The following is a 13,228-nucleotide window of genomic DNA, read 5'->3' as shown; positions in this document are numbered from 1 at the left end:
ACTACCCCAGGATGTCCGTCGCCCTCCCCGCCGTCTCGATCAGCAGGGTGAGCTCGGCGGCGTCGGGCAGGTCCTCCGGCGCAATTGTTCGGCCGGTCCGCACGTAGTGGAATGCCGCACGCACCGACGTCGGGTCGACCGGATCGCCGCCGCGGGCCACGGCGCGCGCCGTCATCAGCTCCGCCCACGCCACACGGTAGGCCGCCAACTGCATCGCGACGGCGTGCTCGTTCGCGGCGCTCGGCTCGGCACCGGTCTTCCAGTCGATGACGGTCCAGCCGCCGTCCGGGTCGGCGAACACCGCGTCGATCCGTCCGCGTACGACGGTGCCCGCGATGGACGTCTCGAACGGCACTTCCACCTCGACAGGATTGCGGTGCGCCCATCGTGAGCGCAGGAATGCCGCCTGCAGCGATTCGAGATCCTCGTCCGCGGCGCCGTCGGTGTCGGCGGCACCGGGCAGCTCGTCCATGTCGAGGAGACGAGTTGCCCCGAACCGGCGTTCGATCCACGCGTGGAAGGCCGTTCCCCTGCGCGCCAGAGGATTCGGCGGGAACGGCAGCGGACGCCGGAGGCGCGCGGCGAGCTCGTCGGGCGCAGCAGCCAGATCGACGAGTTGGCTGACGGACATCTGGCCGGGCAACGTCACCTCGGCACGAGCGGCGGCACGAGCGGCTCGTTCGGCGAGGAGCGCCTCGACGTCGGCGGCCCAGCCCTCCGGGTCGTCGGAAGGCGAGTCCTCGTCGTGTTCGCCGTCATCGGGGGCTTCCCCGGACCGGTCCGGTGCATCCGCGGCCGAAGGGGCCCGGCCGAGCGCGGCGAGCACCAGGTCCGCGCCACGTGAGACACCGGCTCGTCGGTCGCCCAGGGGATCGCGCGGCCACTCCGCGGCAACCACCTCCGCGGTCAGCGGGTTGGACGCATCCGCCTCCGGCTCCGCCTCCCACTGCTCGACGACGCCGAGCACCCTGCCCTCCCGCGCCGCCGACTCGACGACGGAGCGCATCTCCTCGAGGAAATCGGACGGCCCCTTCGGTGTCGACCCCGTCTCACCCCAGTGATGCCCGGACACGTACAGCGCGCGCTCGGTTCGAGTGAGTGCGACATAGAACAGTCGCCGGTCCTCGTCGAGCTTGCGGCGAGCGAGCGCGTCCTTGTGCGCGGCCAATGCGTCTTCGAGATCCTTACGGTCGTAGACGTTCTCGAGGTCCGGAACGGGGACACCGTCCGATCCGTCGGCGGCGTCGGCGCGGTCGCCGCGCAGGTGCGGCGGCAGTTCCGCGATCGCACCCAGCCACGTACCGGTCGCGGTGCCCGACGGGAACACGCCCTCGACGACGTGTGGGACCGCCACCACCTGCCACTCGAGGCCCTTCGCCGAGTGCACGGTCAGCACCTGCACCCGGTCCCGCGCAACCTCCACTTCGCCGGGGGCCAAACCGTTCTCGACGGTCTCGGCCGCGGAGAGGAAGGCCAGCAGTCCGGTCAGCGTCGCGGAGGAGTTGCGGGCATAGCCCGCTACGACGTCGGCGAACGCGTCGAGGTGCTCACGGCCCGCTCCCCCGGCACGCAACCACGGCAGCCGTGCCTGCGCCTCGATTCCGATGCCGAGGACCCGTTCCACCTCGGCGACGAGTTCGGTGAGGGGCTGACCGATTCGTTCACGCAGGGACGTCAGTTCCGCCGCGAGCGAGGTGATCCGACGGTAGCCGAGCGCCGAGTAGCGTTCCCTCGCACCGGGATCGGCGATCGCATCGGCGAGTCCCGCCTGCTCGGCGTGTTCGCCGGGCAGCGCGGAATCGAGTGCCTGGTCGAGACTGTCGGAGTCGGTGACCGCACCCCCCGCACTGCGGGCCGCACCGACCGCGAGTGCGCGCGCACGACGCCACAGCGCCGCCAGATCCGCGACCCCGACCTGCCAGCGCGCCCCGGTGAGTACCCGAACGGCGGCGCTGCCCGCGAGCGGGTCCGCGACGAGCCGCAGCATCGCGATCACGTCCGCGACCTCGGGAACGTGGAGGAGCCCACCGAGCCCGACCACCTCGACGGGGAGGCCGCGGCGACGAAGTGCCGCGGCGACGGGTGCGGCGTCGGCGTTGCGCCGGATCAGCACCGCAGCGGTCGGCGGACTTTCATCACGCTCCCGGGCGGCGGCGTATTCCGCTGCGAACCTGTCTGCGACCCACTCCCGCTCGCGTTCCACGTCGAGGTGCAGCGCGATGCGGATGTCGCCCGGTTCGACGTCGGGCTTCGGCCGCAACTCGGGAACGGGCACGCCTCGTTCACGCAGCGGCGCCGATGCGGCGTTGGCGAGTTCCAGCGCCTCCGCGGGATTTCGCCAGCTGGTGAGCAGCTCCAACCTCGGCGCCGGTCGGCCGTCCGGGAGCGGGAAGTCGGTCGCGAAACGCGGCAGGTTCGCCGCAGACGCACCGCGCCACCCGTAGATCGACTGCATGGGATCACCGACCGCGGTGAGCGCGAGGTGTCCGTCCTCGCCACCACCGAACAGGGAGGACAGCAGGACCCGCTGGGCGTGACCGGTGTCCTGGTACTCGTCGAGCAGCACCACCCGGAATCGTTCGCGTTCCGAGCGGCCGACCTCGGGGTGTTCGGCCGCGACGCGCGCGGCCAGCGACATCTGACTGCCGAAGTCGAGCGCACCTTCCCGTCGCAGGGTGTCGGAGAGCCGCTGCACCAGCGGGAGCAGCTCCACCCGCTCGTGCTGCGCGGACAGGATGTCCAGTAGCTCCTTCTTCGGTCCGCCGCGTTGCCGCGGTCCCGCCGGAAGTGCGTGGATCAGCTTGTCGAGCTCGGTGTGGGCCTCACGGAGATCGCCGGGTTCGACGAGGTGCTCGGCGAGCTGACCGGACAGTGCGAGCACCGCTTCGGTGAGCGACGTGGGATTGCGGTCGGTGTCGAGATCTCCGTCCCAGGAGCTGACGACGCGGTGGGCGAGCTGCCACAGCGCCGTCTCGGACAGAAGATCCGAGGACGGTTCGATCGGCAGCAGGAGACCGTGTTCGGTGAGGAGGCGTCCCGCGTACGAGTGATACGTGCTGACCTCCGGTTCACCGGACAGGATCCGGTTCCGGAGGTCCTCGCTCAGACCCAGGCTGCGGGTCACCCGCGGATCGGCGAGCCGAGCGAGCCGTTGCCGGATCCGGGAGGTCAACTGCTGCGCTGCTTTTCGCGTGAAGGTCAGACCGAGTACCTGGTCCGGGTGCGCAAGCTCGTTCGCCACCAGCCACACGACCCTGGCTGCCATCGTCTCGGTCTTCCCGGCCCCGGCACCCGCGACGACGAGGGTCGGACCGGGTGGCGCTGCGATGACCGCGGCCTGTTCCGGTGTCGGCGGGAACTGGCCGAGCGCCGTGGCCAGCTCGGCCGGGGTGATTCTGGTTCTCGCGGTGCCGGTCACGACTGCGTCACCTGCCGTCCCTCTTCCCTCGCCGGGCAACTCGACCGGACCGGGCAGTGACGACACCCGTCGTTCGGACGCGCGAGGTAGCGGGGACCCTGGGTGGCGGCGGCCGCGGCGTGCACCGTGTCGAGCCACTGCTCCTCGGTCTCCTCCGTCAGCGGTGCCTGCGCTCGCTGCGTGGCACCGTCCGTCCGGTGGGCCTTGGCGACGAACACGAGTCGCGCTCCACCGGCCGGTCCGGCGGGCTCACCGTCGATCGCGCCGCGCGTCGCCGCGAGCTGGTAGGTGGCGAGCTGGGCGTGCGACTGCGCGGCCTCCTTGCTGACCGGGTTGCGTCCGGTCTTGACGTCCACGACGACGGGCCGACCGTCCGCGTCGTGCTCGAGGCGGTCGATGCGACCCCGCAGAAGTACCGCCGGTTCCCCCTCGGTGCGCGCCTCGAGCACACCGTCGACGGCGACCTCGACTCCGACCTCGGTCAGTTCGCCGCGACTGCGCCGCAACCACTCCGAGAAGGTGTCGATCATCTGTGCGGTGCGGTTCATCTCGCGGCGCGAGTACCACTGCGAACCGAGATCGACGGCGTCCCACGCACTTGCGAGGGCTCGGCGCACCTGGTCGGGTGGCATCTTCCCGGCCACAGCCTGCACGAGGGTGTGCACGAGGGTGCCCGCGACGGCGTGGGTGTTCTCCCCGTCGCTTCCGCCGTGTCGTTCGAGTGCCCACCGAAGCGGGCAGGTGTCGAGTTGTTCGATCGTGGAGGGAGACAGGGGTACGGGGCCGTCGTCGGGGCGCCACAGTGGGTCCGCCGTGCTGGGGTCGTCGACGCCGTACCACTGCTCGGGGTGAGCACCGCGCACGCCGGCGTCGGCCAGCCGCGCCAACTGGATGGCGGCACGCTGCTGCTTGGCCGGATCGGTTTCGGCGAGATCGGGATCGCAGACGACCCGGCGGAGCTCGGCGATCAGGGCGGGCAGCGCCAGCACCCGATTCGGCAGTTCCGGCGCCAGGTCGGCGACGGGTTCGTCGAGTTCGGTGTCCGCACCGAGCAGCTCGTCGACGAAGCGGGACGGTTCGAGATCGCTGTCGCCGCCCGCCGAACGCACCGCCGTCACCAGCAGCGTGCGACGTGCCCGACTGCATGCGAGCAGGAACAGGCGCCGTTCCTCCGCGAGCAGCGGCGCCGTTCGGGACAGGGTGGTGTCACCGGGGTCGGCGATCCCCGCGGTGAGGTCGACGAGCAACTCGGTACCGAGCAGGGTTCCGCGGGGACGAAGTCCGGGCCACAGTCCCTCCTGAACTCCCGCAACCACGACGACGTCCCACTCGCGTCCCGCCGCGGCGTGCGCACTGAGCACGGACACCGATTCCTGCGCGGCCGCAGCCGATCGGGCATCGCTCGGGATCTCTTGATCGACAAGGTATTCCACGAATCCGAGCAGGCTCGCCCGGGGAAGCCGGTCGACGTGGTTCGCGGCGGCATCGAACAACGCGACCACGGCGTCGAGGTCCCGATCCGCCTGGGCCCCGATCGGACCACCACGCAGGGACGCCGCCGCCCACCTCCTCTCGAGACCGGTCGCCTGCCAGCACGCCCACAGCACGGCTTCGACGCCTCGCCCCTGGGTGTGTGCGGTGCGGGCGCGCGCGAGCACGGTCAGCAGGCGTCGCAGTGCACCGAACTCCCCCTCGGTGAGCCCGTCCACCAACTCCTGGTGTGCCTGCTCGCCGTCGACGACAAGCGCCCGGACGAGTTCGGCCGAATCCCGGTCGCCACCTGCGGCGAGTTCGACGCGGCGAAGCCCACGGCGCAGGCGACGCAGGGTGACCGGGTCGGCGCCGCCGACCGGGCCCGACACCAGGGCCAGGGCGTCCTCACCGGTGAACGAACCCCCCGCCGTTGCGCGAAGCGCGAGCAGCAGCGCACCGACCGCGTGCTGACGGGCCAGTGGCAGCTCCGATCCCGCGGTGGACAGGGGCACACCCGCCGCCAGGAGTGCACGGCGCAGTGGCGGCAGCACCCGTGGAACGGACCTCACGATCACCGCCATCCGCGACCACGGCACTCCGTCGTGGAGGTGCGCCCGGCGCAGCGTGTCCGCGATGAGTGCCGATTCCCGTCCTGCCGCGGGCAACACCGCGACCGACGCGCGGCCGTCGTCGGTGGCGGCGGGGGCCGCGCCACGATGCGACGACGAGCCAGACAATCGACCGGTCACCCGCGCCGCGACCGTCGCAATCCGTTGAGCGTTACGGTGATTCGTGGCCAGTACGATGCGGTGGTCGTCGCCGGGCTCGGCGAGCTCGGTGAGATAGCGCGCGTCCGCCCCGCGGAATCCGAACACCGCCTGGTCCGGATCTCCCGCGACCACCGACAGGTCGGCGCCACCGCCCAGCAACCCAACCAACTCCGCGGCCTGCGGATCGAGGTGTTGGGCGTCGTCGACCAGGAGACACCGGATCCTGGCTCGTTCGCGGGCCAGCAGGTCGGGGTCGGTCGCGAAGGCGTCCAGCGCGGCACCGACTAGTTCGGCGGCGTCGAGCGCGGGCGCGGTCGCCTCCGGTGCCTCGACTCCGACCGAACCACGAAGCAGCATCACCTGCTCGTATCGCGTCACGAACCGGCCGGCCGCAACCCACTCCGGCCGGTCGTGTTCGAGCCCGAGTCGTTCGAGGTCCTCGGGGCCGAGTCCCCGCTCGCCCGCACGCAGCATCAGGTCCCGCAACTGCGCCGCGAACCCGACCATCGGGAGAGCCGGACGCAGCCGCTCCGGCCAGTACCCGGCTCCGTCCTCGATGTCACCGCGGAGCAACTCCCGCAGGACTGCGTCCTGCTCGGCCCCGGTGATCAGCCGCGGCGGTGGATTGGAGTGCGCGGCGGCCTGCAGTCGCAGCACCGCGAAGGCGTAGGAATGCACGGTCCGCACCAGCGGCTCCCGGGTGGCACGGGACGACCCGACGCCGAGCAACGCCGTGGTGATCTCCTCCCGCACCGACAGTGCAGCCTTACGCGAATGGGTCAGCACCAGAACGGATTCCGGATCGCCACCCGGGCCGCCGATGCGCGACGCGGCCAGATCGACGATGAGCGCCGTCTTGCCCGTTCCCGGCCCGCCGAGCACCTGCCACGGGCGCCGAGTGGCCACACCGATACCGGCTGACGCGGCCAGCAGGGGCGCCACCTCGGGACCCCAGGTGCGGGTGTGTGGGAGTCGCGGAGCGCGGCGCACCAGGGTGGTGGCCGGCCGCTCCGCCCGCTCGCGCGTCCGCTCCCGATCCATGCCCGGAATTCCACCACGGACCACCGACAGTCCGGCACACCACCACGGCCCCTGGGCAGACCGTGGACGAGCGGCGTGACCTGGCACACCCGGGAGGCGCACGGCCGTCTCCGTCAGGGGGGCGAAAGCGCGCGATGACGGTCCTGTCGGCCACAATGACTGCGTGTCCGACCTGAAGATCCATCGTTTCGGTCCCGAGGACGGGACTCCCGTGCTGGCCCTGCACGGTCTCACCGGGCACGGCAGGCGGTGGCGGCATCTCGCCGACGGGCATCTGCCGCAAGTTCGGATGATCGCCCCCGACCTCCGCGGCCACGGCCGTTCCACGTGGAGCCCGCCATGGGGCATCGCCGACCAGGTCGACTCGCTGATCGACCTCCTGGACGCCGAGGTCGACGAGCGCGTGATCGTCGTCGCGCATTCGTACGGCGGCGCGATCGCGCTGCACCTGGCGGTACGGGCACCGGAGAGGGTGCGGGCCCTGGTCCTCCTCGACCCGGCCATAGGCCTGAACCCGGCGCGGATGCTGGAGATCGCGGACCTGACGATGCGCTACCCCGACTACACGGACGCCGCCGAGGCCCGCTCGGAGAAGGTGCACGGTGCGTGGGCGGACGTCGCCGACGACGTGCTGGACGAGGAGATGACCGAGCATCTCGTCGATCTGGAGAACGGACGCGTCGGCTGGCGGTACGCCGTTCCCGCCGTGATCGCGTCATGGGGCGAGCTGGCCCGGCCGATCGTGCTGCCCCCGGCTGATCTCCCCACGGTTCTCGTGCAGGCGATGCGGGTACAGCCGCCGTACGTGACACCGCCCTTCCGCGCGGCACTGACCGCGCACCTCGGCGACAACCTGACGGTCGTGGAGATGGACGTCGATCACATGGTCGCGAACGCGCGGCCCGCCGAGGTCGCCGCACTGATCGAAAAGCTCCTGTAAGTGGCCGCGACCACGGAGGAGCAGGTCGAACGCGTCCGGGAACTGGTCGCGGCAATTCCGGCCGGCCGGGTCAGCACGTACGGCGACCTCGCGGCGGCTGCCGGACTGAGCTCTCCTCGCACCATCGGCTGGATCATGCGGACCGACAGCTCGGACCTGCCCTGGCACCGCGTGGTCCCGGCGTCGGGGAGGCCGGCGCCGCACCTTGCGCGGCGGCAGTTGGAACGGCTTGCCGCCGAGGGTGTTCCGATCCACGACGGCCGAATCGATCTCACGAGGGTACGAGGAACACCTCCGGAAGGGTGATCCTCCCGCGGGGCGGCTCGCCACGACCGTCCGTACGCAGCCGGTCGGCCGTCTCTCCGGGCGTACGGTGGAGGGGTCGGGGCAGAGCGACGGAAGTGACGGTTCGATGACGCTTGCCGCGGGAGGCAGGGGCGGAAACCTGCCCATCGCGTTGACCAGTTTCGTCGGCCGCCGCCATCAGGTGACCGAGGCACGGCGACTGCTGTCCACCGCGCGCCTGGTGTCCTTGACCGGTATCGGCGGGGTTGGGAAGACCCGGCTTGCACTGAAGGTGGCCGAGGATTCACGCAGGGCCTTCACTGATGGCGTCCGGGTGGTCGAACTCGCCGAAGTCCACGACCCGGAGTCCCTCAAGGACGCAGTGGCGATCGCCGTCGGGTTGCGCGTCCGCGCGGCGCGCCCACCCCTGGACGTGCTGGTCGAGTATCTCGCCACCCGTCAACTGCTGCTGGTCATGGACAATTGCGAACACCTGGTCGAGTCCGTGGCGGTGCTGTGTGATGCATTGCTGCGCCGGTGCCCCGACCTTCGGATACTCGCAACAAGCCGGGAGCCCCTCGGCATCGGCGGGGAGGCGATCCTGTTGGTTCCGCCGTTGACGGTGCCGGATTCGCTGCGGGCGACGTCATTGGAGGGACTTCCTCAGTACGAGGCGGTCACCCTGTTCGTCGAACGGGCCACGTCTGCCGTTCCCGAATTCCGACTCACCGAGGAGAACCAGGGCGATGTCATCGGGATCTGCCGCCAGCTGGACGGCCTTCCCCTGCCGATCGAACTTGCGGCGGCACGGTTGCGGGCGATGTCCGCGGCGCAGATCCTGCACCGGCTGACCGACCGTTATCGGTTGTTGAACAGGGGCAGCCGTACCGCACCGACACGGCAGCAGTCGCTGCGTGCCTGCATCGACTGGAGCCACGAACTGTGCTCGGAACAGGAACAGAAGCTGTGGCGCCGACTGTCGGTCTTCGCGGGCAGCTTCGAGTTGGACGCCGCCGAAGACATCTGCGCGGATGACTTCACCTGGACCGAACTGCTGGACGGCGTGACCTCCCTGGTCGACAAGTCGATCCTGATCCGGGACGAGCCGGGCCCAGTCGTGAGGTACCGGCTACTGGAGACCATCCGCGAGTACGGCCAGGAGAAGCTGCGGGAATCCGGCGAGCACCCGGCCCTTCTCCAGCGGCACCGAGACTGGTACGAGCGGCTGGCCGTGCGGGCAGCGGACGAGTGGATCAGCTCAGATCAGGTGGCGTGGATCGCGAGGCTCGAACGGGAACAGTCGAACCTGCGCGATGCGCTGACGTTCAGCATCACCGGGAACGCACCAGGAGTCACCGGACTGCGGATGGCCACCGCGTTGTATCCCTTCTGGCTCTCCCGCGGGCGACTCAGCGAGGGACGCCGCTGGCTGGAACGTGCGTTGGCGGGCACGTACGAGGCCGAGGCCGAGGAACGCACCAAGGCGCTGTACGCGTACAGCGCCTTGGCCGCGATGCAGGGCGATGTCCAGGGCGGGATGGCCCGGGTGAAGGAGGGGCGCGGGCTCGACCTGGACACTGGCGATGCCGTGTCGGATGCCTTCCTCACCCACGTCGAGGGCCTGCTGGCAACCGCGGCCGGTGACTTCGGCCGGGCGGTCGACTGCTTGGAGGCGAGCCTCGATGTCTTCCGCTCGGAGGGCATGCGCCTGCAGGTCGTGGAGGATCTGGTGGGTCTCGGGTTGGCGACGGCGTTACTCGGTGACGTGACCCGCGCGGCCGCCTGGCACGCCGAGGTGCTGGCCATCACCGAGCCCTGTGGTGAAGCCGTCTTCCGGACCTACTCGTTGTGGGCCACGGGCATGGCGGAGTTGCAGCGGGGCGACCCTGCGCACGCGGTGTCGTTGTTCGAGGAAGGTCTGCGGTTGACTCGATCGGTGGACGATCCGCTGAGCGCCGCGTGGTTCCTGGACGTGCTCGCGTGGGTCGGGGCCGCGGCGCAGGAGTTCGACCGGGCCGCGACGCTGCGGGGGGCGGCCATGTCGATGTGGCAGATCGTGGACGGCCCCACGGTCCGGTTTCCCAGCCTGCTCGTGCACCGCGACGAGTGTCGGCTTCAGATCGTCGGTGCGATCGGCGAGCGGGGGTACGAAGCTGCGCTTCGTCGAGGCCGGGCGCTGACGTTCGCGGGTGCGGTCTCGTTCGCGCTGCGCGAGAAGAACGGCGAGACGGAACCGGAACCGGTCGTTACCGCGACGAGCCTGACCCGGCGCGAGCGGCAGGTCGCCGAACTGGTGGCGCAAGGACTCACCAACAAGGCGATCGCCGAGCAGTTGGTCATCTCTCCACGCACCGCGCAGGGGCATGTCGAACACGTACTGGCAAAGCTCGGCTTCACCTCGCGGGCGCAGATCGCGGCATGGTCGGTCGAACGCAGCCGAGATTCGTAGGAGGATCGAAGCGCCGCTGCGGACGCCTCCGGAGAAGTGGCCGGTCAGGTCAACCCGACCATCGCGCGGCCGCCGGTGAGGATCAGTCGACCGCCGGCCAGACCGACGGACGCCCCGGACAACGAGTCACCGGTGCCGACGGCGTCCGGCGGCAACGTCCACCGTATCCGCCCGGTTTCCGGATCGATCCCGGTCAGCACGCGGGAACCGACGACGACCAGGCCGTCGCCGCCCCGGAGCAAGGACTCCGCATCCTCGTCGAGTTCGGTGCGCCACAGGATTCGTCCCGCGTCCGGGTCGACGCCGATCGCTTCACGACCGCGCACGACGACGACTCGGTCCGTCACAGCAACTCCAGACGAGCCGTCCAGTTCGTCACTGCGCCACAGCATCTCGCCCGACTCCCGGTCGTGGGCGGCACCACCGACGACGAGCGGCATCCCATCGGCCGATTCGTCGACCAGGACCCGCCCCGGAGAACCCGTGTCGGTCGTGACCAGCGACCTCCCGAACCGATCGATCACATCGAATCCGCGGGACTCCCCGTCGTCGCAACCACTGCGAGTAACGACCACGAGTCCCGGCGGCGCGATCCGGGGGTCACCCACGCATTCAGGCAGTCCGCGCGACCACGTCTGCCGCCCGGTTGCGGGGTCGAATCCGACCACGTCGCCTCCCATCGCGATCACGCCTACGCCCTGCTCGACCTGGATCACCGCGTCCTCTGCGACGCTCTCCCACACGTCACCGATGTCGAAACGCGACGTCCAGGCCGAACCCGGTGCGGCAGGCGGTCCGGCGTGCACCTCGACGTCGTTGTCCTCGGGATTTCCCTCGACGACCACCACTCGGTCACCGTCAGCAGCGATCCCGAAGATGGACCACTCATCGGGCACCGGCATCTCGGTCAACGCACCGGAGTCGACGTTCACGACGGCCAGCGCATGCTCACCGATACCACGGTGGCACACCAGTTCCCGCTTGATCAGGATTTCCGCACAGCCACCCAGTGTCCCGACCGGGGTGCGCCAGCGCACGGTTCCGTCGCCGGTGTCGACACCGACGAACATCGTCTCGTCGAGGGAGTATCCCCGCGGGTCGGGAAGTCCGATCGCGGTCACCACCGTGTCCCCTGCCTCGATGAACCCGGGTGAATCCCAGTCGAACTCGGTGCCGTACCGGGGGTCGCGGAACTGGGCGAACGCGCGGCCGTACACCTCGGCGGCGTCGAGGGACCAGGCGAGCACCGGCGCACCGGCGCTCGCCGTGGGTTCGGGCGCGGCGGTGGGCGTCGGGAATTCGGTACCGACCCAGGCGGGGTCGACGGGGTCACGCTCCGAGTCGCCGCCGCTGCGGGCCACGACGACGACTGCTCCGGTCACGGTCACCGCTGCAACGAGCGCCGCGACGAGGAGGCGCCGCCGTTCCGTGGTCACCACCGCAACCCCGGTGTCGACGCGAGGGACTGCAACTGGTCGAGCGTCAGCACCAGGGCGAGAGACCGAGGTGGACCGGATGCCGAGTCGCCGTCACTCGACAACCGGACCTGGATGCGGAATCCGTCCGGCCGCGTCACGACGGCGGCCGCGGAGGTATGCCAACCCGTCGCCCCGTCCAGCCGCATGGTGGCGACGGTGTCGGGCGCAGTTCGCTGGACCACCGACCCGTCGGGCAACGTGGCGTATTCGGTGCGGTCGTCGGCATTCGCAGGGTCGTAGGGGTCGCGCGGCACCGGAAGAGCCTGACCGTCACTTATCGCGACGCTCAGCCGACCGGTGCTGGCAGGCCCGCGGACGTCGACCGTGGTGCACAGACTGGTCGGATCCGTTCCTGCCGGTTGCAGCGACCCTAGCGGCCGATCGAGGGTCACGCCTTCGACCACCAGCGCCGCCCACGCGTCGTCGAGGACGCGGTCGAGCCCGGCGACTGCCTCACGGGTCAGCGGGCTGCCGGTCGTTCCCCAACCGCACGACCGAAGCGGCTCTGGCGTGCCCGGTGGGACGGGCGCGGTCACCGCGAGCCCCGGCGTGCGGGCGAGATCGCTCAACTCGTCGACGGTGAGAGGAATCGCCCCGCTGTTCCGGCTCTCCCGCGCGGCCGGATCCTCGTCGGTCGCCCAGACATGCACCTGCGTGCGGTCGGGGCGGTAGGCGCTCGCGCGCCGGGAAAGCGTTCGGACGCCGTCGTACTCGGACCAGGTGTCGAGCGTGTCGACCACAGCGCCACCCTCGAAGGTGGTGCGGCGGTCGAGCGCTCCTGCCACGCACTCAGGCACCGGCCTGCGCCACTCTCGGACCGTGACGCTCAACTGTCCGCGCGCCTCGTCGTGCACGAGCATCCCGCTCGCGGTGGTGTCACCGCCGACGACGTCCTCGTCTACTCCGTCGGGCAGCCCGGAGTCGATCGTCCAGATCGGTTGGAAGATCAGCGACTGGTCCGGGCCTGCGAACTCGAGATCCACACCCGGCGGAAGCGCCGCCACGAGGGCGTCGCTCATCGCGGTGGCCTTCGGCGCCGAGAACCACGGATATCGCGGATTGTCGTAGGACTCGGTGCCGGACGACCCGGTCGCGAAGTACTGCTCCGATTCCGGCGGCGCCACGGTGTCGCAGCCGGGGATCGTCGTCGGATACTCGACATCCGGCGTGACGTACATCGACGCCGCGCCGCTCTCGTCGGGTGTCGGGGTGTGCAGCAACCCCGCCACGATCACTCCCGTGGCGACGATCGAGACGACCACCAGGGTATCGGGCCGTCCCCACCGCCGCGCCGCATCCGTGCTCACATTGCCCTCCCGACGCCGCTCCCAGGTGAGCGAACCCATGAGGCATTTTCGTCACATTCGTTACTTG

At 70.5% G+C, this 13,228-nt stretch carries 7 protein-coding genes; 3 read left to right on the top strand and 4 right to left on the bottom strand.

The window, feature by feature from the left end:
* Nucleotide 1: 1 nt before the first annotated feature.
* Nucleotides 2–3,418: an ATP-dependent helicase gene (locus RHCRD62_RS10890; RefSeq protein WP_050065214.1), complete on the bottom strand. Its 3,417-nt coding sequence runs from the start codon at nt 3,416–3,418 to the stop codon at nt 2–4.
* A complete protein-coding gene (locus RHCRD62_RS10885) occupies nt 3,415–6,702 on the bottom strand; it encodes an ATP-dependent helicase (RefSeq protein WP_084734193.1) in 3,288 nt (1,095 codons plus the stop codon). The genes RHCRD62_RS10890 and RHCRD62_RS10885 overlap by 4 nt, the downstream gene beginning before the upstream one ends.
* Nucleotides 6,703–6,865: 163 nt before the next feature.
* Between RHCRD62_RS10885 and RHCRD62_RS10880 the strand changes: the two genes are divergently transcribed.
* From RHCRD62_RS10880 to RHCRD62_RS10870, 3 genes are all read left to right on the top strand, one after another.
* Nucleotides 6,866–7,642, top strand: coding sequence for an alpha/beta fold hydrolase (locus RHCRD62_RS10880; protein WP_050064736.1), 777 nt, complete (start codon nt 6,866–6,868; stop codon nt 7,640–7,642).
* The gene (locus RHCRD62_RS10875) at nt 7,643–7,948 is read left to right on the top strand and encodes an MGMT family protein (protein WP_050064735.1); all 306 of its coding nucleotides are present in this window, start codon (nt 7,643–7,645) and stop codon (nt 7,946–7,948) included.
* A gap of 106 nt (nt 7,949–8,054) precedes the next feature.
* Complete coding sequence (locus tag RHCRD62_RS10870; protein WP_050064734.1) at nt 8,055–10,376, top strand: ATP-binding protein; 2,322 nt, start codon at nt 8,055–8,057, stop codon at nt 10,374–10,376.
* A gap of 44 nt (nt 10,377–10,420) precedes the next feature.
* On the opposite strand, the gene RHCRD62_RS10865 is transcribed toward RHCRD62_RS10870, so the two are convergent.
* Nucleotides 10,421–11,812, bottom strand: coding sequence for an outer membrane protein assembly factor BamB family protein (locus tag RHCRD62_RS10865; RefSeq protein ID WP_157050878.1), 1,392 nt, complete (start codon nt 11,810–11,812; stop codon nt 10,421–10,423).
* The gene (locus RHCRD62_RS10860; RefSeq protein ID WP_050064732.1) at nt 11,809–13,200 is read right to left on the bottom strand and encodes a hypothetical protein; all 1,392 of its coding nucleotides are present in this window, start codon (nt 13,198–13,200) and stop codon (nt 11,809–11,811) included. Before RHCRD62_RS10860 ends, RHCRD62_RS10865 begins: the two co-directional genes overlap by 4 nt.
* Nucleotides 13,201–13,228: the final 28 nt, after the last annotated feature.

Origin of the sequence: Rhodococcus sp. RD6.2, assembly GCF_001040705.1 — a bacterium.
In the GTDB taxonomy this organism is placed as follows: domain Bacteria; phylum Actinomycetota; class Actinomycetes; order Mycobacteriales; family Mycobacteriaceae; genus Rhodococcus_G.
Note: the sequence above shows the minus strand (reverse complement) of the source record. Positions and strands in the feature narration are given on the sequence as shown.

Excerpts from the sequence above, each read along its gene's own strand:
- RHCRD62_RS10885 (WP_084734193.1), bottom strand. The coding sequence starts at position 6,702 with ATGGATCGGGAGCGGACGCGCGAGCGGGCGGAGCGGCCGGCCACCACC.
- RHCRD62_RS10870 (WP_050064734.1), top strand. The coding sequence starts at position 8,055 with ATGACGCTTGCCGCGGGAGGCAGGGGCGGAAACCTGCCCATCGCGTTG.
- RHCRD62_RS10860 (WP_050064732.1), bottom strand. The coding sequence starts at position 13,200 with ATGGGTTCGCTCACCTGGGAGCGGCGTCGGGAGGGCAATGTGAGCACG.